The sequence below is a fragment of the Neolewinella xylanilytica genome, from assembly GCF_002934605.1.
GTDB classification, from domain to species: domain Bacteria; phylum Bacteroidota; class Bacteroidia; order Chitinophagales; family Saprospiraceae; genus Neolewinella; species Neolewinella xylanilytica.
In genome coordinates this window covers 368,864-389,769 of the sequence record NZ_PTJC01000005.1, presented here as the reverse complement: position 1 = coordinate 389,769, position 20,906 = coordinate 368,864, and the positions used below count along the sequence as shown (strand labels likewise).

20 protein-coding genes are annotated in these 20,906 nt (G+C 61.2%); 8 read left to right on the top strand and 12 right to left on the bottom strand.

Translation table 11 applies throughout. The annotated features are described in order from the left end of the window. Nucleotides 1–10: 10 nt before the first annotated feature. Nucleotides 11–1,042, bottom strand: a complete 1,032-nt coding sequence (locus CLV84_RS01535; RefSeq protein ID WP_104417979.1) for a glycoside hydrolase family 43 protein — start codon at nt 1,040–1,042, stop codon at nt 11–13. Between the two features lie 497 nt (nt 1,043–1,539). Between CLV84_RS01535 and CLV84_RS21635 the strand changes: the two genes are divergently transcribed. Next, nucleotides 1,540–1,689: a hypothetical protein gene (locus tag CLV84_RS21635; RefSeq protein ID WP_170067522.1), complete on the top strand. Its 150-nt coding sequence runs from the start codon at nt 1,540–1,542 to the stop codon at nt 1,687–1,689. 126 nt (nt 1,690–1,815) lie between these two features. Here the strand turns inward: CLV84_RS21635 and CLV84_RS01530 are convergent, their stop codons facing one another. Beyond that, nucleotides 1,816–3,330 (bottom strand): pectate lyase family protein, encoded by a 1,515-nt coding sequence (locus CLV84_RS01530; protein ID WP_211295129.1) that lies wholly within the window; start codon nt 3,328–3,330, stop codon nt 1,816–1,818. 157 nt (nt 3,331–3,487) lie between these two features. Then, on the bottom strand, nt 3,488–5,059 hold the full coding sequence (locus CLV84_RS01525; RefSeq protein WP_104417978.1) for an MFS transporter: 1,572 nt from the start codon (nt 5,057–5,059) through the stop codon (nt 3,488–3,490). A 203-nt stretch (nt 5,060–5,262) separates the two neighbouring features. On the opposite strand from CLV84_RS01525, the gene CLV84_RS01520 reads away from it, so the two are divergent. The 3 genes from CLV84_RS01520 to CLV84_RS01510 all read left to right on the top strand — a co-directional run bounded on the left by CLV84_RS01520 (nt 5,263) and on the right by CLV84_RS01510 (nt 6,527). Next, nucleotides 5,263–5,832, top strand: coding sequence for a Crp/Fnr family transcriptional regulator (locus CLV84_RS01520; protein WP_104417977.1), 570 nt, complete (start codon nt 5,263–5,265; stop codon nt 5,830–5,832). 73 nt (nt 5,833–5,905) lie between these two features. Further along, nucleotides 5,906–6,253 (top strand): YciI family protein, encoded by a 348-nt coding sequence (locus CLV84_RS01515; RefSeq protein ID WP_104417976.1) that lies wholly within the window; start codon nt 5,906–5,908, stop codon nt 6,251–6,253. Nucleotides 6,254–6,257: 4 nt separating this feature from the next. Continuing rightward, nucleotides 6,258–6,527 (top strand): DoxX family protein, encoded by a 270-nt coding sequence (locus CLV84_RS01510; RefSeq protein WP_211295127.1) that lies wholly within the window; start codon nt 6,258–6,260, stop codon nt 6,525–6,527. A gap of 78 nt (nt 6,528–6,605) precedes the next feature. Here CLV84_RS01510 and CLV84_RS01505 read toward each other — a convergent pair whose 3' ends face one another. The 7 genes from CLV84_RS01505 to CLV84_RS01475 form a co-directional block, all read right to left on the bottom strand. After that, complete coding sequence (locus tag CLV84_RS01505; protein ID WP_104417975.1) at nt 6,606–7,100, bottom strand: SRPBCC family protein; 495 nt, start codon at nt 7,098–7,100, stop codon at nt 6,606–6,608. Nucleotides 7,101–7,256: 156 nt separating this feature from the next. Next, the gene (locus CLV84_RS01500; protein ID WP_104417974.1) at nt 7,257–7,661 is read right to left on the bottom strand and encodes a hypothetical protein; all 405 of its coding nucleotides are present in this window, start codon (nt 7,659–7,661) and stop codon (nt 7,257–7,259) included. Between the two features lie 96 nt (nt 7,662–7,757). Further along, nucleotides 7,758–8,414 carry a hypothetical protein gene (locus CLV84_RS01495; protein WP_104417973.1) on the bottom strand — a complete coding sequence of 219 codons (657 nt, stop codon included), beginning with the start codon at nt 8,412–8,414 and terminating at the stop codon, nt 7,758–7,760. Between the two features lie 69 nt (nt 8,415–8,483). Next, on the bottom strand, nt 8,484–10,004 hold the full coding sequence (locus CLV84_RS01490; protein ID WP_104417972.1) for a glycosyltransferase family 39 protein: 1,521 nt from the start codon (nt 10,002–10,004) through the stop codon (nt 8,484–8,486). A gap of 130 nt (nt 10,005–10,134) precedes the next feature. After that, nucleotides 10,135–10,734 carry a YdeI/OmpD-associated family protein gene (locus CLV84_RS01485; RefSeq protein WP_104417971.1) on the bottom strand — a complete coding sequence of 200 codons (600 nt, stop codon included), beginning with the start codon at nt 10,732–10,734 and terminating at the stop codon, nt 10,135–10,137. A gap of 101 nt (nt 10,735–10,835) precedes the next feature. Then, nucleotides 10,836–11,273 (bottom strand): DinB family protein, encoded by a 438-nt coding sequence (locus tag CLV84_RS01480; RefSeq protein ID WP_104417970.1) that lies wholly within the window; start codon nt 11,271–11,273, stop codon nt 10,836–10,838. A 46-nt stretch (nt 11,274–11,319) separates the two neighbouring features. Beyond that, nucleotides 11,320–11,835, bottom strand: a complete 516-nt coding sequence (locus tag CLV84_RS01475; protein WP_104417969.1) for a hypothetical protein — start codon at nt 11,833–11,835, stop codon at nt 11,320–11,322. Between the two features lie 158 nt (nt 11,836–11,993). Between CLV84_RS01475 and CLV84_RS01470 the strand changes: the two genes are divergently transcribed. After that, entirely contained in the window at nt 11,994–12,848 is an 855-nt protein-coding gene (locus tag CLV84_RS01470) for a S1/P1 nuclease (RefSeq protein WP_170067521.1), read from the top strand. A gap of 72 nt (nt 12,849–12,920) precedes the next feature. Here CLV84_RS01470 and CLV84_RS01465 read toward each other — a convergent pair whose 3' ends face one another. Next, nucleotides 12,921–13,835, bottom strand: a complete 915-nt coding sequence (locus CLV84_RS01465) for a class I SAM-dependent methyltransferase (RefSeq protein WP_104417967.1) — start codon at nt 13,833–13,835, stop codon at nt 12,921–12,923. A gap of 340 nt (nt 13,836–14,175) precedes the next feature. On the opposite strand from CLV84_RS01465, the gene CLV84_RS01460 reads away from it, so the two are divergent. The 3 genes from CLV84_RS01460 to CLV84_RS01450 all read left to right on the top strand — a co-directional run bounded on the left by CLV84_RS01460 (nt 14,176) and on the right by CLV84_RS01450 (nt 19,941). After that, entirely contained in the window at nt 14,176–17,487 is a 3,312-nt protein-coding gene (locus tag CLV84_RS01460) for a PQQ-dependent sugar dehydrogenase (protein ID WP_104417966.1), read from the top strand. Nucleotides 17,488–17,618: 131 nt separating this feature from the next. After that, nucleotides 17,619–18,830 carry a GTPase HflX gene (gene hflX, locus CLV84_RS01455; protein WP_104417965.1) on the top strand — a complete coding sequence of 404 codons (1,212 nt, stop codon included), beginning with the start codon at nt 17,619–17,621 and terminating at the stop codon, nt 18,828–18,830. 298 nt (nt 18,831–19,128) lie between these two features. Then, on the top strand, nt 19,129–19,941 hold the full coding sequence (locus CLV84_RS01450) for a DUF2306 domain-containing protein (RefSeq protein WP_104417964.1): 813 nt from the start codon (nt 19,129–19,131) through the stop codon (nt 19,939–19,941). Nucleotides 19,942–20,067: 126 nt separating this feature from the next. Here CLV84_RS01450 and CLV84_RS01445 read toward each other — a convergent pair whose 3' ends face one another. Then, nucleotides 20,068–20,781, bottom strand: coding sequence for a YqjF family protein (locus tag CLV84_RS01445; RefSeq protein ID WP_104417963.1), 714 nt, complete (start codon nt 20,779–20,781; stop codon nt 20,068–20,070). Nucleotides 20,782–20,906 lie beyond the last annotated feature (125 nt).

The window sequence follows — 20,906 nt, the reverse complement described above, 5'->3', positions numbered from 1 at the left end:
CTACGCGGCCTCACCGAGATCCCGCTTCCGACTCCATACCATCCCCTTCCGCCTGCCGGAAATCCGGGAAGCCGCTGGCCGTCCACCGGATCACGCGGGCGCGGGTGGCGCGGTCGGGGTTCTCGAGTTCGGGGCCGTCGATTTCCTTGTAGTCGCGGGCGTGGTAGATCATCACGGTGTTGCCGTCCGCGTCGGTGGTGAAGGAGTTGTGGCCGGGGCCGTAGCGGTCCACCTCCTCGTTGGAGGAGAAGACGGGGCCGGGCGACTTATGCCAGTTGGTGGTATCCAGCAGGTTGGCGTCCTGGTCGATCCAGAGCAGGCCCACGGCGTAGTGGTCGTTGGTGGCGCTGGCGGAGTAGGTCACGAAGATGCGGCCGTCGCGCTTGATCACGGCGGGGCCCTCGTTGACGTTGTACTTGATGCGCTCCCAGCTGTATTCGGGTTTGGTGATGACCACCTGCGGTCCGGTCAGCGTGGTGGGGTTGCTCATTTCCGAGAGGATGAGGCTGGTGCCGTCGCCGTCCCGTTCGGCCCAGATGAGGTAGCGCTCGTCGTTGTGTTCAAACGTGGTGGCATCGAGGGCGAAGCCGTCGCGGTCGGTGGTGATCTGCCCTTCCTCCTTCCACTCGCCGGTCATGGGATCCTCGGAGTCGTTCGACAGGGCCCACATCCGGATCTTCCAGATGTCACTGGCCTCGGCGGCGGCGAAGTAAATGTACCAGGTACCGTCGACGCGGTGCAGCTCCGGGGCCCAGATGTGGCGGCTCATGACGCCGGACGGGTGGGCGGTCCAGAGCGTTTTCTCCTCGGCTTCCCGCAGTCCGTTGATGCTGTCGGCGCTGCGCATGACAATCCGGTCGTACGCCGGCACGGTGGCGATCAGGTAGTAGGTGCCGTCCTCCGATTGGTATACCCAGGGGTCGGCGCGCTGTTCGGCGATGGGATTGGCAAAGGCGACCGTATCGATTTGCGGCGGGGAAACCTGCGCCATAGCAAGGCTGCTCAGGGCGAGGACAAAAAACAGGAGGCTCGGGTAGCGCATGATGGATGGCAACGGATTGGTGGGCTAGGCATCGGCCCGGTCGATTCCAAAGATAACCGCAAGATAAGCGGGTCGGTAATTGCGACCGTTCCTTTAAATGTATTTATGACAATTCTAACCTTTCTCATCTTACCCAGGCAAGGGTTGGGCGGCGGGGCGCGGGAACCCGGGCTGACCGGCAACGGGACGGTCGTTCGGGACCCGGTTCCGGCAAGCCGTACGCTACTCGGTCGCCGTCCAAAAAGGGAAAATGGTGCACCCGCGCGGGAGGCACGAAACCCCGTTTCCGGGATGACAACACCTCCCCGGAACGGCCAAAAATACCAATCGATCAACCCATCGGATGACGGACGAGGCCGGAGTAGGATTTTAACTAAAAAACGGCAAATTAATTTCGCTGCCGGGTCCATTATTAAAACATATCAGCAAAACACCCGGTTTGAGCCTAATTATCTAACGACCGATGGCTAACCGTCGATCATAAACACCGAATTACAATGGCTAAGCAATCTGATGATTCTAAAAAGACTCCCGGCAAACCCGCAACTGGAGGAAAGGGTGGTTCTTCCGCCCCCAAAACCGACACCAAGGGCGGTGCCAAAACCGGCGGCTCGAAGACCGGTGATAAGAAGGGCGGCAAGAAATAACCCCCTCGGATGGTCACCCCATCCGTTTTAACCATAAGAACCGGAAGCGAGTACATCGCTTCCGGTTTTTTTGTGGGTCTGCGAGCCGTGCACCCGCGATCCCCCGGGCAACCGCGCACACCCTCCTTACCGTAGCGCGTTCAGATACGTTTCCAGCATGGTGTATCCGTCGGCGGCTACGGTGTTGCGGTCGTCGGGGTACTGGGGGTCCAACCCGTGCGCGTTTTCCCACTCGTCGGGCATGCCGTCTTCGTCGGTATCTTCGGGAGCGTCTTCCCCGGCGAGTTCGGGCCAGCCACCCACGTCCTCCTGCGAATCGATGATCCCGGACGTCGCGTCGGCGTCAGCGAGGTCGTACTCCCGGCGGTAGCTCGCCCCTTCGTAGGTAGCGTAACCTCCCTTTACCTCCTCGACAATCCGGCGATCGATGACATCGCGAGTGGGCAGAATAGCCCCGGCGCTATCCAGTACGCTGGCGTAGGCGGCTTCGGCGGACTCTTCCCCGATCGGCATGGCGGGCCAGGGCTCGTCCATGCGGATACGATCGAAGGGGATCTCCGTTTGCACCCCACCGTCCCAGTTGTCTTCACTTACCCGGGGGTATCCTTCCACTACGTTGCCGGCGATGTACCACTGTCCGGTGTCGTCCTCCCCCCGTGCCGAAGGGTTGGCGATACGATACGATACCGCCCCCGTACGGGTGGCCGGTCCGGGCTTATAGTAGTTGTTGACCAGGTTGATGGTGGAGAAGTTCAGCGCATCGTTACCCTGCTGACTTGCTTCGCCGCCGTAGCAGCTGTTGAAACCCCAGTTGTAAATCACGTTGTTGCGGTGGTCGGTGTGACCGGAGCCCGAGGCCATCCGTGGATTCCGACTGGTGTGATGGGCCAGCAGGTTGTGGTGATAGCTGCTGTAGTTCGCCCCCCAGATGCCGCCGTAGCCGTGGTTCCCTTTGGCGTGGTTGGATTGGAACATGCTTTCCGCGATCAGGGACCATTGCACGGTAATGCTGTCACAGTGGTAAACGGATACCGCTTCGTCCACGCTCCAGCTGGCGGATAGGTGATCCAGGATCACGTGCTTAGTGTAGCGGCTGGAGACGGCGTCGTATTCGGCTCCCGACACATCCCCCGGGCGAATGCGCAGATAGCGGACGATGACGTGGTCGGCGCTGACGTTGAGCGGATAGTTCTTGAGGCAGATACCCGCTCCGGGGGCCGTCTGCCCGGCAATGGTGATGTAGGGGTGGCGGATGGTCAGGGGACTTTCCAGTTCGATATTTCCGGACACCCGGAAGACGATGGTCCGCGGCCCGGCAGCCTCCACCGCCGCCCGCAGGCTGCCGGGCCCGTTGTCTCTCAGATTGGTGACGGCGAAGACCGCCCCGCCCCGGCCGCCCTTGGCGTATTTACCGTAGCCTTCGGCGGTGGGGAAGGCCGGTTGTTCATTCTTCCAACCGGATCCCCCGGCTGCCCTATCCCCCCCGGCGGTAACGATCACGCGCCGGTAACGGGTGAGGGCCGGGGAGCCGCCGTCCGTTCCCTCGCTGCTAGTTTGTTGGGCGGTGCAGACGGTCAGGGCAAGCAGGAAGAAACCGATGAGTCGGCACCGGCGGGACTGTTGTAGGGTGTAGTTGGTCATGGCATGATCGATAAGCACCTGGAATAGGCGATTGCCGGCCGCGAATTTCGCGCGGGCAATCAATGGCCTCGAAGATCGGGAAAGCGGCTACGGTTTCCGCCTTCCGAATTTACCATCCGCTATCCCGGAATTACCAAATGGCCGACCCGGCCTGCGATCACGAAATTTCTCCCTTCGGCATCTCCTGCTTCCATTCCCCGCCGTTGTCGCTAAGCCATTTTTCAAACTCCTGCTGCATATCCGCATCGTGGCGGGTAGTCTGCATCCGCACACCGGCGTAGGGGGCCCCCAGGATAAGCCAGACCTCTTCGTCGATACGGTCCGCGTCGGGGTCCGCTGCGATGCGGCGGCGCAGGGCACCCGAACGGTACCGGCTGCCGGCTAACTGCGCGAGGCGATCCAGCAATGGCTCCCGCAAGTGGGAGGGGAAGGTGTAAGTGGTGCGCACCAGCTGCGGCACCCGGGCCGACGTATCGTCATTCGCTTCCTCGGAGAATAGGGGGTCGCCGGCGGAGAGGTCGAACCCACTAGCCTGGTCCAGCCGCAGCCCCCGTCCCAGAACCGTCAATGCCAGCAGGGAGCCGGCCGCGATATAGTGACTGGTGGCCAGTGTCGTCAGGTCGGCGATCCAGCCCCAGGCCGCCGAGCCTACCGCCAGACAGGCGGAAGTCGACATGAGGTAGAAGGCCAGTCCGCGCGCGCCAAACCACCGGGGCAAAGAATACTGGGTGCTGGTCATGACGGTGGTATAGCCCGTCTGCCAAGCCGCCCCGCAGGCAAGCACCGCCGCGACGCTCAGGGTGACGGAGGTAGACCAACCCAGTACCGCAAGACCGGCCGCCATTACGCCCCCCGCCAGGAAGATCATCCGGTTCGCGTTCAGCCGACGGGTCACGCCACCGAGCAATACCCCACCCGCCACGGCACCCGCGCCGGCCGCGCCGACCAGGTAACCGTACAGGTCCGCCTCGCCCGACAACCGCTCGCGGGCGATCAGGGGCAACAGGGCCCAGAGGGCACTGGCCGAAAAAAAGAAACTGACGGCCCGGAGGGTGCTGTCGCGCAGGGCCGGCGAATGCCGGTAGAAGCGTACCGCGTCGCCCATCGCCAGCCGCAGCGGGGGTTGGCGGCCGTGCTCCAGGTTCTCGCGGTCGTCGCGCCAGAACCAAACGTAGATCCACACCGTGAGGAAGCTGACCGCGTCGACCCAGTACGGCAGATCGAGGGTGTAGCGCGTGATGAGGTAGCCGCCCAGCACCGGGCCGATCGCCCGACTGAGGTTGAAGGAGATACCGCCCAGGTTGACGGCCGAACGCAGCAGCGGCTTCGGGACCAGCTGGGGAATGATGGCCGACATCAGCGGACGGGAAAAGGCCGCCCCCAAGCCATTGAAAAAGGTGAATACCAACAACAGGGTCACCGTAGCCTGGCCGGCGTACACGATCCAGGCGAAGATGGCCGTACTGAGGATGAGCAGCCCCTGGCTGATGAGCAGGTTCAGCCGCCGGTCGTACACGTCCCCCAGCGCGCCGGCGGGCAGGGCGAAGAAAAAGAGGGGGACCATGGTGGCCGTCTGCACCAGGCCGACCATCAGCGCCGACCCGTCCAGTTCGGTCATCAGCCAGCTGGACCCCACGGTGAACAGCCAGGTACCGATGTTGGAGACCAGGGTCGCCGTGACGAAGAGCCACAGGGGCCAGCCGAGCTTGGGCGCGTCCGGGTTTTGCATCTGGGGTAAAGGTGGTGGTCGGGCGAAAGTTCAGCCCGCTTTCCGCCTAGCCCCGGGGATCGCCCAGCGTGACTCAGTTTCCGTCTTTGCGTGCCGCGTCTTTACCGGCGGAGCAGCTTATTTTGTAGAGTCCTCCGGAGAGTGGTCGAGGGTACCGTCTTCTTACGCAGCCCGATTCGACCAGCCGCCTTACCGTTTCCCCTATGGTCGACCGCCTGCGCCAACACATCACCGGAATACTTGGGAGAGCCCCGGAAAATCTATCCCTGGTCTTGTCTCGCTTCGAACCCATGCGGGCCAAACGTGGCGATCATCTGCTGCAGGAGGGCGACGTTTGCCGGTACGCCTACTTTATTGTCGAGGGCTGCATTCAGGTGTACGTGATTGACGCTCGGGGTCACGAATCGACCCGGGAGTTTTATGTCGAGGATCAGTGGGTCACCGATATCTTCGGATTTCAAAACCAGACCCCCAGTACCGAGTACATCAAGTGCATCGAGCCCGCCGGCTTACTGCGGATCTCGCATGCTTCCTTTCAGGAAATGTGCGCCACCGTCCCCGAGTTCGCGAGTATGTACCGGCAGATCCTGGAGGTGTCCTACAACAACACCGTATACCGCGTCAATACCCTCACGGCCCTGAGCGGACTGGATCGTTTGCGGTGGTTCTACGACCATAAACCCAGGCTCCGCAACCGCCTTCCCAGTAGGTTGATCGCTTCCTACCTCGGGCTAAGTCCGGAAACCGTAACCCGCCTTAAGGCCAAGCTTTGATTCCTTGACAATTGTCAACGGGATTGGCATCCCCCGGTCCGAAGTTTGTCTCGTTCACCAACAAACCGTTGATATGAAGGAGTTTTTGATGCTATTTTGGAATACGGCCGGAGACCGGAGCTATAGTGTCGACGCGGCAGCCATGCAGGATTCCATGACCGCCTGGCGGACCTGGATCGGCAAGATCGCCCGCGGCGGCAACCTGATCTCGACCCAGCCGATCCGTTATGAAGGTGCCACGGTAGATAAACGGCAAATCACCGACCGGCCCGCCGTGCTGGAGGGCAAACTGGTAACCGGTTACCTGCTCTGCCGGGCCGCATCCCTGGAGGAGGCGAAGGAATGGGCACAGGATTGTCCGATCACCACCCATGCCACTGGGTTTACCGAAATCCGGGAGATCGCGCCCTTCGAAATGTAAGCGCATGGACCGTCTGCTGCGCCTCGGCCGCTTCATCTTTCCGCTTTCGTTCCTGCTCTACGTCGGGCTCCATTTCAGGCAACCGAGCGTGGGAGCGAGCCGGGTGCCCGAATGGCTTCCCTTTCCGTTGTTTTGGAACTACTTCACCGGAGTCTGCATCCTGGCTTTTATCGTAAGTACGCTCTGGGGCAAATACGATAAGCTAGCTGCCGTCCTGATGGTGATCTATGTGTTCCTGATGACCGTGCTGGTGCAACCTGCCCCGCGCCGGTGACTCCGAGAGCGACCTGCTGAACGTCTTCCGGAACGTGATGGTCATCGGCGGTCTCCTGCTCTACGCCCGGTATGTCGCTCAGGACCGGCGGGTAGTACGATGACCGGCGGTAGGGTCCCGAGCCGCCTTTTCCGCGACCTCCTTCACCACCGCGTTGCGTCGTACGAGCAGATCCCTCATGTACCGCTCCAGGAACAGTCGGTCCGCTACCCGTCCGAGCCACGCCAGGGGCGAGGTATAGTCGAATAGGTCCGTCATCACCGTTCCACCGTCCGCCGCCGCGAAGCGGTGCTCATGCCGGAAGCGCTTGAAGGCGCCCCTGACCATTTCGTCTACGAAGTAGCCGGGGCGGTCGTATTCGGTGATGCGGACCGTCAGGGTCTGGTACACTCCGAAGTGCCGGGCCCGCCACGTGACCCACTCGCCCGGACCGATCAGTCCGCTGGTGGTACCGCCGACGGCCGTTTCGTTGGTTTGCGCCGTGGACAGTTGATGCAGGTCGATATTCCGGGCGAGGTCAAAGACGAGCTCTCGCTCCGCTCGGATACGGGTTTCTAGGTGGATCAGCGGCATAATGGTCTAAAGATGCAGCGTACGCGGTGTCCGTCATCCTGCTCGCCACTGCGCCCCATGGTCGAGGCTTTCCGGGGCGAACGGGCAGTATGGGAAAGTATCCCTTCGGGCCGGAGGCCGGTCGATCGTTGTCCGGGACTTCGGTCGGTAAGCCGTTCACTCCCGTACGTAGATCACCCCTTCCTCGCTCCCCGCGTAGTATATGGTGAACTCGTCCACGGACAGCTTTATGGCATCGCAATTTTCGTTGCCATGGACGAGCACGAAGTCGTACTCGGTCGGCGGTACCCCGACCGCGGTTGCGTCCGGACAGGCGTCCACGAGTTCCCAGGCGACGAAGGCGGGCGGTTCCGCCAGGCCTTCGCCGGTGGTGAATTTCACCCGCTGCTCCCCAAACTCGATGGTACCGTAAGGATAGCTCTGCCGCTTCCACTTTCCCTGCAGCAAACCCTGCGCCGCGTCCAGCCGGTCGGCTCCGGAAGTCTCCGGGGCGGGGCCGGCTGGCTGGGAAGTACAGGCAACCAGCAGGAAACAACCGGCAACGGCGCATCGGAGGAGCATAGACGGGGGGTTCGGTGGTCCGAACACTGCCGACGGACGTTGTGCTCACGGCCGGCGTCCCGGGAATTCCGTTTCTCCTGCGCTCCGGCGCAAAATTCAGCCCCCGTTGACTTGTTCCGTGACGACCGGTTGCCAGATATCCGGGCCGGCGGGGTTACCGGTGATTATCTCGAGCACCAGGAGGAGGTAAGCGTTTTCCGGTTCGCCGCTTTCCCTGACCAACTGTTCAAAGCCCTGATTGGCGAGGGGGAAGATTGAGGTCAGGTCGACCTTCCAGCCGCCCTCATCGTAAAAATCGAAGTGGGCGGGGGCGGGGGTGCCGTTTACCACCAGTTTTCCCCGGGCGTAATTCCCGTCCAACTCCACTTCCCCGATCTCATTGTGCATCACGCTGCTTTTCCCGACCATCCCCTGCTCGATGGCGTAGACGAACAGTTTTTCGGCGTCGAAGCGCAGGAGATCGGCATGGGACGTGCGATGGCGGATGGCCAGGACCATCAGCTTATCCATGATGGGCAGGGCATCCACCGTGGCGGAGTCGGCCGTTCTGGTTTTCTCCAGCATATCGCCGTAGTAGGCCAGCGTCCGGCTGTCCACGTAGCCCAGCGCCCGCTCGCCCTCGTCGTTGAGAATGGCGGATTTGTAGTTTCCGAAAGTGGCGCGGATTTGATCTTCCGGAGTGCCGGTTTCGGAGGTCTGGGCCGCGCAGGGCAGCAGCGGTAGCAGGAAGGCTAGGAGAAGGCAGGTTTTCATCCCCGCGAAAGTACATTACCGCGGGCAAGAATTCTCCGGGGCCGGGGCCGCCCGCCGACGTGCCGACCTCTAAAAGTGGTAGAGCACGGCGTAGGTATCCGGCGTCAGTTCGATCCGCCGCACGGCTTCGGCCCGCGCCTCGAATACCTCCCGGACGGCGGCGTCGCTGAGTTCCGAGGGGTAGTCCAGCACGTTGGTCACGACGAACCAGGCTTCGGTAGGGGCCAGCGAATCGAGCGTGGCAGTCAACCGTTCGGGGGTGGTTTCCGCGTGGAGGATGTAATAGTCTGTCAGACCCGCCTGCGGAGCGTAGTAGTCCATCTGGAGGTAAGCCCGGGGATGGACCAGCACCTGTTGGCCTTCCTGGTAGTCCCGCTGGATCTCGCTAATCAACTGCTCCACCGGGTCGATTTCCTGGGGCAAGCCGACCAAGCCCGCCGCCGCCAGGGTGAAATTCGGGAGGGCCAGCAGGATGGCCAGTCCGTAGGCCAGCCACTTGGGGGCCACCGGGACCTGCTCCCGGAAAAAGTCCAGGCCATACATCGCGAAAAGGAAGAACACCCAGAAGGTAGCGGGCCCGTAGCGCGAGGTCAGGGGCAGGAGGTACAGGGTGGCCAAGGCCACGTCCATGGCGATAAAGAGCAGCAGCAGCACGCCCCGCCGCGGGTCTTTCCGCAGCAAGGCATATGCCCCGATCGCGGCGAGTACCATCAGGGCAGCGGTGAGGTAGTTGAATCCCGGAAGCGGCAGGTTAATGGCCAGGAAGTAGTAGAGCGTATCGTACAGGGCGTTTACCAGCCAGGCGGGGTAAGCCAGTAGCCCGCCGGACGGAAAGCCATAGGCGTGGGCATCGGCCATCGCCGACTTGACCGCCGGGTCCAGGGCGAACTGGGTGTAACCTATCGTAGCCAGCGCCCCCGCGATCCAGAGGCCCGCAATGAGTAGCGGTTTTCCTTTGGGTATAGCGGCCGACCGCGTCCAGAAGAGGTACGGAACGGCACCGACGAGAAAGGCCGTGCAGATGAGGGAGGAAAAGGTGCCGATGCCCCCGACGATACCGATGGCCACGTATTGCCAGTCGGGCAGCGGGCCTTCCTGCAGGCGCAGCAGGGCGAGCGTCAGGAAAACCGCGTACAGCATTTCCACGGCGTAGGGCTTGGCCGAAGTGCCGTACAACCACGACCCGAGGCCCGTGAACAGCATGGCTACCGCAGCCAACAGATAGGGCCCTCGCAGGTACCGGAGCGCCACGCGGTACAGCAGGAACAGCCCGACGACGGAGCAGACCACCGGGTACAGCCGGAGGACCATTTCGCTGGCGTATCCCACCAGCAGCAGCAGGGTCTTTTGCACGAGGTAGTACCCCGGGGCGACAACCTGGTTGTAGGCGGGCTGCTGGGTGAGCAACTCGCCCAGGGTCATGCGTTCGATGTTGACGACCGAGAAGAGTTCGTCCATCCAGTAGGAGATATCGCCCGCGTACTGCAGCAGGCGTATCAGCACGCCGACGATAAAGACGATGATGATCCCAATCTTGATCCAGCCGCGGGGGGCCGTCGCTGTAGCTGGTTTGCCGGGGAGGAGATACATGAGCCGGACACGTTACGGGTGAGCGAAGTCGGGTCTAGGTGCCGGGAAACGCAGGGGGAGGGAAACCGTCCGCCGGAAAAAAGATACTCCTTTATACACTGGTCGCGACGGGCGTTACCGGAAGGCCGACTCACTTTTCCGCCGGCCCGGCATCCCGACCCTTCGGCTGATTGGCCTTCACGTTCCGGGCAGCCTTCTCCGCCGTTTCGCGGATGCGCTTTTGGCGCGTGGTCTCGGTTTTGGCAGTCTTGATCCACTCCAGGATACCCCGTTTGGAGGAGTCGGGGAAGCGGTCAAAGTAGTAAGCGGCCTTCTCCGTCGCGTTGAGGGCCGCCGCCAGGTCGGGCGGTACGATCAGCTGTTCTACGTCCTCGAGGAAGGTCCAGCAGCCGTTGTTTTGGGCCGCCTCCACCAGGGCCTCGCCGGCGGGGGTCATGCGCCCCTCCCGCCGCAGGCGTTCGACTTTCTCCTTATTGATGCCCGACCAGTTGCTCTTGGGGTTGCGCGGGCTGATCCGGATCATGGTGCGGTCGTCGTCGAGTTTGCGCGGCAGGCTATCCACCCAGCCGTAGCAGAGCAGTTCGTCGACCAATTCGCTCCAGGATACGTGCCGGTCGCCCGTATGCTTGCGGTAGCGAACCAGCCAGACAGAGGACGAAGTGGCATGGTGGGCCGCCAGCCACTTGCGGAGGTCTTCGGTGGATTCGATTTCTAGTCGGTTTTCTTCCATAGTGTGCCGGAGGTGCCGTAACTGAAGTTAGGGGGATTTTATGGCTTCCTACGATCCCGTCGGCGGACGAGCCACCGCTGCCGCTGCGTTCGTCAGACGACCTAGTCGTTCCGCCGGTAAACGATGTAATCGGTCACGATGGGGTCGATGCCGCTGGCCCGGAAGTCGGCGATCAGCTGGCCCCGGTGGTGGGTCGTGTGGTTGGCGACGTGGAAGAGGATGTCGCTCACCGTATTGGTGAAAGCGTCGCCCCGGGAGTTGACGTAGGCGATCTCCGTTTCCAGGTCGAATTGCTCGAGGATGGTCAGCGTATCCCGGTGATTGTCGCCGATGATGTCGCTACAGTCATCGTACGTATGCACGTCACGGACGCCGAAGGGCGGCCGGTTTAGGATGCGGGCGTTCCAGATCTGGTGGGCGTTCAGGATGTGGCAAAACAGGGGATAGCTCCGTTCGGGCAGCTCGTGCCCGTGGCTGTCGAGCTCGTACAGCAGGCGGTCGTTGACGGCGCGGTGGTAGGCGAAGATGCGGTCGAACACGGGTCGATGAGTTGGACCACCCGAAGGTAGGGTTTACCGCCGGTCGCTAGAAACCCACGGTCCGGCCGAGGCCGTCCTTCGTTGCGGCCAGGGCGAATACCGGCCGGTCGTCGGGTAGCCGGAAACCGAGCCGTTCGTTGTGTAGATCGACGGCCGCGCGGGATTTCCGGTTCCCCGCCGAAGAAAAGGGGATCATGGCCACGATGAGCCCGCCGCCCACCGCAGCCAGCTTCCAGTTGGTATCACCATCGGCGATGCCGGCGCTCAGTGACCATCCGATCAGGGCACCGGCGGGCAGCGCCAGCACCTTGGCGATGGTAAGATTCGTCCGGGCGCTGCGCATCAGGTCGTAGGCTTCCGTTTCGGGCTCCATCCGATCCACGAGGTCGCCCATCCGCAGCATTTGTCCGTTTTGGGTGTATTCGTAGCCGCCGAACACCTTTTCGGCTTCGATGCGCTGGGCCGTACATACGGTGACGACCAAGGCGGTTAGTAGCAGGGAGAAGAGGTGATTTTTATAGTATTGAAGATAGCGGTCGTAGGGATAGCGCGGAGCCACCATGGCGTGGTGACGGAAAGGAAATTTGCCTTTCAGTAGCCCGTTTTTTTTTTGCGCCGGAGCGCGGGAGCAACGTGAACTAGGTTTACCCAGTCGGCGGACGAGCCTTCGCTATCGCTGCGGTCGGCAGACGACTTGGTGCCATGTGCTACCTTTGCGCCATGATCCGTATCCTGCTCGTTCTTCTCTGCTGCTACCTTCCCCAATTCCTCTCCGCCTGGGGGGCTAACGGTCACCGGATCGTGGCCCACATCGCCTACGAAAATCTCAACGACGCGGCCCGCGCCCGGGTGGACGCGGCACTGGGCGACAACTACCTCTCCCAGGTGAGCACCTGGCCCGATTACATCCGGGCCGAATCCGGTTGGGACTTCGCTAGCCCCTGGCACTACATGACCGTGCAGCCCGACCAGACGGTCGCCGACGTCGTGAACGAGACCGCCCAGGACCCCGGCATCTTCGACGTCCAGGAGGCCATCGCCTTCATGGCCGACGTGCTGGCCGGCAAGGAGGAAGTCCGCCAACGGCTGACCGAGCTGCTGGAGAAAAATAAGGTCGAGCCCCTGGCCGGCTCCCTGGATGCCACGGCCCTGGCCTTCCTGATCCACTTCGTCGCCGACGTACACATGCCGCTCCACGTGGGTAAAAACCGTGACCTCGGCGCCAACCGGATCACCGTGCTTTTCTTCGGCGACCGCTACAACCTGCACTCCGTCTGGGATACCCAGATCATCGAGGCCGAGCGGCTCAGCTTCACCGAGTTCGCCGATTACGTAACCATGCACACCCGCGCCCGGCAAGCTGAATGGGCTGACGACGACGCCCAAACGTGGATGGAAGAATCCGTCGTCCTGCGCGAGCGCATCTACAATACCCTCTACGACCGCACCGACCGGGAGAGTGGCCTACCCGACCTCGGCTATGACTACACCCACGACTTCCTGCCCGTCGTGGAGGAACGGCTGGGGGCCGCCGGCTACCGGGCGGCGGCGCTGCTGAACCGGGTGCTGGGGTAGGCAGGCCACTTTGCATACCCCGGGCATGGTGGCTTAGCAGCTAACCGGTCTGTAGCCTGTGGTTGCGCCCGATTACTTCCGGGTACATTCCAGGAGATAGCGATTGCCCAGGTCTACCGTACACCCGACTTGGAAGCCCCCCGCGGACAGGTATTCCACCATTTCATCTACGGACAAAAGGTAGGGGCAGCTAGGGTCGGTTTCGGCCGGATCCGCGAAGTCTTCCAGGAGGTAGAGTCGACCGCGTGGCTTCATCACTTCCCTGATGGAGCGCAGCATCTCTTCCGGCTTGTCAAAGTGATGAAAGCTGTTGCGGACGATCACCTTGTCCACCGACGCCGGCAGTCGGGTGGCCCGTTTACTCCCCTGTATCAGCTCTACGCGTTCTTCTGGGCCAACCGCTTCGGCCACCGGCAATTGTTGACGGATAAACTTGAGGTACGCCCCGTCGACATCGTAGAGGTAGAGGTTATTCTTGGGATAGAGTTGATGGAGCAGGAGCCCGAATGCCCCGGTACCGGCCCCAATTTCCGCTATGATGTGGCCGAGTTGAATGGCATAATGGGCTAGTTCCGAAAAAAGCTCCGTGTTCGGATCGATAACAAAGGGATACTCCAGTTCGAGTACCCCCAAAGATACCAGATCGATCAGGGCTCCGTTGCGGTGGAGAATGGCCAGGTCCCGCTCCGTAAAGGACGGTCCGATAACGGAAGACGGAAAATGCTTCTCGAGCATGTTGCTGATGGTCCTGAACCCGTAACCGTAAATGGCCGCGGCCACCGTCACGTTCAGGCTTACGTCGTACCGCTCCTGCATCGGCACGTCCAAACGATCCCACTTCTCGAGGAGCTCCTGCAGCTCTCGGGGAGCATCCGGACGCAGTGTCAATAGCCGGGATCGGTAATCGGCAATGGAGGAGATCCAGTCTACCGTTTCCCCCTCGGATGACTGGGCAAAACCACCGGCAACGGGTAGAAGAAGTAGCAAAAAAGGAGTGGACGGGTAGGGTTCAGTGCGGGTGTCTTAACTACTCTCGCCGGCAATCGGGTGGACACAAGGTACGGGCCGACGGGTGGAGGAGATCGATCAACTTGCGCTCTGCGATGTTGCGGCATTCCGCCCATTCCCGTACCCGTTCGCGGGCGTAACGATTGGCCCTATCCAATGCTTGCCGAATTAATTTCCGATAAATAATCAAAATTCCAAACCTAATTCCAAAGATCGGGTTTACGGTATTGATTTAGATTGCGCTAAGCCCTGGTTCCAAACCCTACCCGTCTCCCTCTCCGGATACGGCGTGTTTTTCTTCACCGGAACCCATTCTACTATGCGCACGAATCGCTACCCTGCTTTTTTATGGCTTTTATTGACCGCCCTGCTATCGCCGCTCGCAGCGGGTGCTCAGGCGGATATCTCCTACGAAAACGCATTCCCTAACCTCACCTTCGACCTGCCCGTCGAAATCCAGCACGCCGGTGACGGCACCGACCGCCTCTTCGTGCTCGAGCAACCGGGGCGCATCAAGGTCTTCCCGAACGATCCCGCAGCCACCTCCGCGGAAACCTTCCTGGACCTGACCGGCATCGTCAGCTTTTCCTCCGGCCAGGAGATCGGGTTGCTGGGGCTGGCCTTTCATCCGGACTTCGCCAGCAATCGCTACTTCTACGTCTACCATACGCGTCAAAGTTCGGTGTCGGGTATCAACGTGGAACTGGTACTGGCCCGCTACCGCGTCAGCGCTACCAATCCCAACCGGGCCGACCCCGCTTCCCGTCTGGAAATCTTCAGCTTCGACAAAAATCAACGGGAGTCCAACCACAACGGCGGCAAGATCGCCTTCGGTCCGGACGGCTACCTGTACGCTTCCCTCGGCGACGGCGGGGGCGGCGGCGATCCCCAGGGCAACGCCCAGAACCTGAATACCATCTTCGGCAGCATCTTGCGCATCGACGTGGACCTGGACGGCAGTAACCCCGTGGAAACCAACCCGGACGCTCCCAATGGCCGCTACGAGATTCCCTCCGACAACCCCCGTGTCGGTCGCAGCGGGCTCGACGAACTCTACGCCTGGGGCATCCGCAACACCTGGAAGTTTTCCTTCGACGACGCCACCGGCCGGCTGTGGGGCGGCGACGTCGGCCAGGGCGTCCTGGAAGAGATCAACCTCGTACGGCGCGGCGGCAATTACGGCTGGAACCGCTTCGAAGGCACCCGGACGTACCGCAGCGCTACGAGCCTCGTGACTACGCCCGAGGTCAAACCGGTCTACCAATACAACCACGATAACGGCGACCGGTCCATTACCCTGGGATACGTTTACCGGGGCCGGCTGACCAATCCCGCCATCAAGGATAAATTACTTTTCGCGGATTACGTCACCGGTCGGGTCTGGGCCATGGACTACAATGCGTCCACCGGGGCCGGCACCGCCCAACTCCTCTTCCGCACCAACGGCGAGCCCGTATCCAGCTTCGGACTCGACGAAGCTGGCGAGATCTACTTCAGCGAGTACGACCGCAGCGGCAGCATTTTCCGCGTCATCGACGAAAATGACTCCACGCCCACCACGACGGCCGTAGACGGCATCGGCGAGTGGCAGGCACTCGGCAGCGGGATCTCGGGGGTCGTTGATGCCCTGGCTACCGACGGCGGCACCATGTACGCGGCCGGTGATTTCGCTATCGCCGGCGGCAGGACCGTCAATAAAGTCGCGGTCTACACGACCGGACAGGGCTGGCGGGCGCTTTCCACGGGCTCGAACGGACGAGTTAGCGCGCTCACCGTGGGCACGGACGGCCGACTCTACGCCGGGGGTAGTTTCACCACTATCGGCGGCGTAAGCGCCCGTAACGTCGCCGTTTGGAACGGTAGTTCGTGGCAGGCCCTCGGTTCAGGAACCAATGGTGCGGTGCTGTCGCTCGGTACGAATGGTGCGGATATATATGCCGGCGGGACCTTCGTCACCGCCGGGGGTCGGACCGTAAACAATATCGCGAAGTGGAATGGTAGCTGGTCGGCCCTGACCGACTCGGGATCCGGGGTAGCCGGCACGAATAACGAGGTCCGTTCGATTGCCTTCGATGAAGCGGGGACGCTCTACATCGGCGGCAACTTCGGCAGCGCCGGCAACCGGACCGCCAACCGCGTCGCTACCTTCGACGGGAGCCGGTGGGGGACGCTGGGCAGCGGGACCAGCGGCTTCGTGCAGGCGATCGTGGTCACCAACGATAACATTTACGCCGGCGGCAATTTCGCCATCGCCGGTGGGAAGACCGTAAACCGGGTTGCCCGCTGGGATCGCTCCGGACAAAGCTGGCAGCCGCTCGGTCAGGGCGTCAGCGGCAATGTCAACAGCCTGTACCACGATGGCACCTACCTCTACGTCGGGGGCAGTTTCGAAACGGCTACGACCCGTGACAATCAGTCGTATATCGTCAACAACGTCGCCCGCTGGAGTGACGCCCTACAGTGGCAGGCGCTCGGAACCGGAAAATCGGTCGGTACGAACAACCTGGTCAATACGCTGGTCCCGGTGGAAGACGGCCTCTACGCGGGCGGTAATTTCACCACCGCCGGTGCCATTACCGCCGGGCGCGTAGTCCGCTGGTCACAGCCCGACTGCCGCCTCATCCCTTACGTCAATATTAATCGCACGGGTTGGATACAGGCCACCACGGTGCCGATCGAATCGGGCGATGAGGTTTGGTTCGGCCCGCAGAGCGTGGACTTCGGCACCACCAGTAGCCCGTGGAGCTACACCGGCCCCAACAACTTTACCTCTACCGGCAGATCCCTGCGATTAACCGACGTCGGGTTGGATCGCGGCGGGGACTACACGGTCACCAACACCGACCCGGACGGCTGTACCGCCAGCCTTACCTATACCATTGAGATCGACGATCCTACGATACCGATTGTGAATGGCGCCGTCTACGAAATGGAACCCCAGCACGACACCCGACTTCGACTGGATGTCCGGGGGGGCTCCACGGAGAACAGTACCCTGGTTGATGGCTTCCGCAGACACGGCAGTGCCAACCAGCAGTGGAAATTTATCAGCCTCGGCAACAAGGTGTACGAGATCGAGCCGCAGAACGCCCCCGGCAAGCGCCTCGACGTAGCCGGGGTGAGTTCCGCGACAAACACGGAGATCCACATCTACGACCGCCATGGCCGCAACAACCAACGGTGGCAGGCACTCCCCGTCGGGGACGGCACCTACCGTTTCGCGCCCCTGAATGCGCCGGACAACCGCCTGGACATCGAGAATGTCGATGGCGTACCCCGTGCGCTGAGTCGGACGCTCGACCGGGGCAACAGTCAGCGGTGGCGGCTCATCCCCGTTGGATCCGCGGTAGCTTCCCGGCTTTCACCGGTTGCTACCGCCTCCACCCAGCCGGCGTTAAGTGCGGACTTTACCGTCTACCCCAACCCGGTTACCACGCAGCTGACGGTGGAAAGTCGGCAGGACTACCGCCTGGAACTGTACGATGCTGCCGGTCGGCGGATACTGATGGGCCGCTATACAGAGGGCGTCTCCCAGGTGGAGATGGGTGGTTTACCCGCCGGTCCTTACGTGGTGCGACTGATTCGTTCGGACGACCACGTGGCTACTTCCGTGCGGATCGTGAAGGAATGATCTGAACGGGACAGCCGGATCGGGGCTCTTCGCTTGGTAATTGATCGTTCTCCCGGGAACCCGCTGCTCACCTGCGCGCCGCCGCCCGAAAAAGGCAACTTATCCGGGATACTGCCGGTTATACCAGACCTATGGCGAATGAATGGAACGTAGGCCAGAAGGCCAGTGGATTAGCGGAGGAAACGGAGTACGCCGTCATCGTGGGCGTCGTGCTGCGCGGACAGTCCGAGGAACAGGTAACCGAGTACCTGGACGAGCTCGAATTTTTGGCGGAAACCGCAGGAGCGAAGACCGTCAAACGGTTCATCCAAAAACTCGACCACCCGGATAACCGCACCTTCGTGGGCAGTGGCAAGGCCCACGAGATCGCCGCCTACGTGAAGGACCACGAGGACGTTTCGATGGTCATCTTCGACGACGACCTCAGCGGTAAGCAGGTCAACATCCTGGAGGAGGAGATGAAGGTTAAGATCATCGACCGCTCCACGCTGATCCTGGACATCTTCGCGCGTCGGGCTCAGACGGCCCAGGCCAAAACCCAGGTCGAGCTGGCCCAGATGCAGTACTTGCTGCCCCGGCTGCGCGGACTCTGGACGCACTTGGAACGGCAGCGTGGTGGTATCGGCATGCGCGGCCCCGGTGAGACGGAGATCGAGACGGACCGTCGGATTGTCCGCGATAAGATCAGCAAGCTCAAGAAGGACCTCGACAAGATCGATAAGCAGGCCGAAACCCGCCGCAAGGGCCGCGATGCCATGGTGCGGGTAGCGCTGGTGGGCTATACCAACGTTGGCAAGTCGACCCTCATGAATCTGCTCACCAAGAGCGACGTCTTCGCCGAGGACAAACTTTTCGCGACCTTGGACACCACCGTCCGGAAGCTGGCCTACGAGGGCGTTCCCTTCCTGCTGACGGATACGGTCGGATTCATCCGCAAACTCCCCCACCACCTGATCGAATCGTTCCGCTCCACGCTGGACGAGGTGAAGGAGAGCGACATCCTGCTTCACGTAGTGGACGTGGCGCACCCGCAGTACGACGACCAGATCCGTACGGTGCAGGGACTGCTCAAGGAAATGGACTGTCAGAACAAGCCCACCCTACTGGTCTTCAACAAAATAGACCTCTTCCGTGAGCGCAACTACGATATGTACCTGGACGAGGACGGCCGGGAGGAGGTTGAATCCGATCTAAAGCAGGGGCTGGAGGCGGAATTCGGGCAGGAGGCGATGCTGGTCAGCGCGCACACGAAGGAAAACGTGAATGAACTACGGGCACGGTTGACGGAGATGGTGCGGGTGGAGTACCAGCAGACGTATCCCTATATCGCTAAGCAGTGGTAGGCTCGCTGCGCTCGCTTAGTCTTTTAGGGGGTAGTTTTTTAGTCTTTTAGGGGGTAGTCTTTTAGTCGCGTGGCACTTGCCGGTCGCTGCGCTCCCGGTGGGGATGGGGATGCTCGCCTGCGGCTCGTGGTTTAACACGGATCGGCTTCACCTCGCGGATCGCTACGCTAGGGCACAGATTTTCGCAGATTTGCTTACCCCCCAAGAAATGCGGTTCTGACCCGTTTGTACGTTAGTGGCCGAAGTGTATCCAACTCAGACCTATCATGCCTAAATTGTGTGGGTAAGCAATGCCTTCATGACCCCTACCACCTACACGTCGGCCGACCGGCAACTGCAGATCGCGGGGCGGGTACTGGTGGGTACGGTATGGATCAGCGCGGTGATCTTCGGGGTATACATTCTCTGCTTTTACTTTCTCGGTTTGCTGTTCGGAAATTCCGAGCAGTGGAACGAGGTGTTGCCGGGGCTGTACGATGTGAACACGCGCTCGGCAACGGTGGGGATCGGATTGCACTTTGCGGCGGGGGGCATTATTCTGGTGCTGGGGTGCATTCAGTTGGTGACCCGCATTCGTGTCAAGTATCCGGCGGCACACCGGTGGCTGGGGAGGGTGTATGTTTTTGCAGCCATGCTCACGGCGGTAGGTGGGCTGAGTTTCATCTTCGTGAAGGGGACCATCGGCGGGTGGCTGATGGATGTTGCCTTTGCGGGCTACGGGGTGCTTACCGGTCTGGCGGCAGTACAAACGATTCGTTACGCCCGCACCGGCCGTATGGACAAACATCGCGCCTGGGGCATTCGGCTATTTGCCCTCGCCATCGGATCGTGGTTGTACCGGATGGATTACGGGTTTTGGTTTCTGGTTACGGACGGGGTGGGCCATACGCAGTTGTTCCGCGGTCCCTTCGATTACTTTATGGACTTCTGGTTTTACCTGCCGAATTTGCTCGTGGCGGAGGTATTTATCGGACGCCGGGACATCCTGCGGGGGCGTTGGGCCAAAGTGGGGAGCATCGTGATGGTCTATCTGACTACGGCCTTTTTGGTGTTGGCTACTTACTTCTTTACTAAGGAGTTTTGGGGGCCGGGGATTGTGGGGGTTTTTTAGTCTTTTAGTTTTCTAGTCTTTTAGGGAGGGTAGGGTCGGTTGCTACGCTCCCGAACGGAGGATGGGCTTATAGCGAATGCAGGGGCTTATCGGGGGCAAACTGAAGGGTTGGGGCCTTATTTAGATTTAGGCGATAGTGCGCTTTCCCTCAATGGTGATGGGAGAACCTTCGGCCAGGAAGACGGAATCGGGGGTGCGGTCGTTCAGGAAAGCGAAGCGGGGGCCGTAATTGAGGGCGAAGTCGACATCGATGCGGTAATCGGAGACGGAGGCTTGCTGCCAGCGGGGGTGGGTAACCTCATATTCGGTAGTCTTCGTGGCGGAGCTTTTGGAGTAGCCCCAGTAGTGCTCGGTGATGAATTCTGCCTCACTGCCGGTTTCGATATCAGCCGGGTGCTTGTCCGCCGTCGCGGCCAGGGTTTGCCAGCGGGTGCCTATCCGCCAATTGTATTCTACGTGCTGGTGAACGGCGGTTTCGGCCCAGCGGTGGTGCATGGGTCGGGTTTCGTAGGCCTCCCCGTAGAGGGTATTCGCCACAAACGTGATGGCTGGCTTAGGGACGATCTCCTTAATGAAAACCACTCCCCGGCGCCATTCGCCGTTTCCCGCGCGCCGGCGCACGTAAAAACGCAGATTAACTTCTTCGAAGGTGACGTGAAACGGAATCCTGAGCCGCAACAGGCGGACGTCCCGAAACAGAAATCCGATGAGACTGACGTACGGGTGACCGTTCCAGGTATCCAGTTCGGTGTGGGCGGGCAGGTAAGGTAACAGGACCTTTGCGTCCACGGGGTAGTTCGCGAAGATCAGCTTTCGCCATTGGGCGGTCAGGAATGACATGGTCGTACGATTCGTCGCTAGCGTAATGCCGTAATCGAACAGGAGTTTGGCAGCGGTGATCGTTTGGCCCTGGAAATTAGGAAACAGTTCTACCCGCCTCGTATGGGCCCCTGGCTTCCAGAGGG

Bases quoted from the DNA above. Each gene is read 5' to 3' on its own strand.
- CLV84_RS01445 (WP_104417963.1), bottom strand. From the start codon at position 20,781: ATGTCATTCCTGACCGCCCAATGGCGAAAGCTGATCTTCGCGAACTAC.
- CLV84_RS01490 (WP_104417972.1), bottom strand. From the start codon at position 10,004: ATGTATCTCCTCCCCGGCAAACCAGCTACAGCGACGGCCCCCCGCGGC.
- CLV84_RS01495 (WP_104417973.1), bottom strand. From the start codon at position 8,414: ATGAAAACCTGCCTTCTCCTAGCCTTCCTGCTACCGCTGCTGCCCTGC.
- CLV84_RS01450 (WP_104417964.1), top strand. From the start codon at position 19,129: ATGACCCCTACCACCTACACGTCGGCCGACCGGCAACTGCAGATCGCG.
- CLV84_RS01500 (WP_104417974.1), bottom strand. From the start codon at position 7,661: ATGCTCCTCCGATGCGCCGTTGCCGGTTGTTTCCTGCTGGTTGCCTGT.
- CLV84_RS01535 (WP_104417979.1), bottom strand. From the start codon at position 1,042: ATGCGCTACCCGAGCCTCCTGTTTTTTGTCCTCGCCCTGAGCAGCCTT.
- CLV84_RS01485 (WP_104417971.1), bottom strand. From the start codon at position 10,734: ATGGAAGAAAACCGACTAGAAATCGAATCCACCGAAGACCTCCGCAAG.
- CLV84_RS01510 (WP_211295127.1), top strand. From the start codon at position 6,258: ATGGACCGTCTGCTGCGCCTCGGCCGCTTCATCTTTCCGCTTTCGTTC.
- CLV84_RS01515 (WP_104417976.1), top strand. From the start codon at position 5,906: ATGAAGGAGTTTTTGATGCTATTTTGGAATACGGCCGGAGACCGGAGC.
- CLV84_RS01520 (WP_104417977.1), top strand. From the start codon at position 5,263: ATGGTCGACCGCCTGCGCCAACACATCACCGGAATACTTGGGAGAGCC.
- CLV84_RS01470 (WP_170067521.1), top strand. From the start codon at position 11,994: ATGATCCGTATCCTGCTCGTTCTTCTCTGCTGCTACCTTCCCCAATTC.
- CLV84_RS01475 (WP_104417969.1), bottom strand. From the start codon at position 11,835: ATGGTGGCTCCGCGCTATCCCTACGACCGCTATCTTCAATACTATAAA.
- CLV84_RS01530 (WP_211295129.1), bottom strand. From the start codon at position 3,330: ATGACCAACTACACCCTACAACAGTCCCGCCGGTGCCGACTCATCGGT.
- CLV84_RS21635 (WP_170067522.1), top strand. From the start codon at position 1,540: ATGGCTAAGCAATCTGATGATTCTAAAAAGACTCCCGGCAAACCCGCA.
- hflX (WP_104417965.1), top strand. From the start codon at position 17,619: ATGGCGAATGAATGGAACGTAGGCCAGAAGGCCAGTGGATTAGCGGAG.
- CLV84_RS01505 (WP_104417975.1), bottom strand. From the start codon at position 7,100: ATGCCGCTGATCCACCTAGAAACCCGTATCCGAGCGGAGCGAGAGCTC.
- CLV84_RS01460 (WP_104417966.1), top strand. From the start codon at position 14,176: ATGCGCACGAATCGCTACCCTGCTTTTTTATGGCTTTTATTGACCGCC.
- CLV84_RS01525 (WP_104417978.1), bottom strand. From the start codon at position 5,059: ATGCAAAACCCGGACGCGCCCAAGCTCGGCTGGCCCCTGTGGCTCTTC.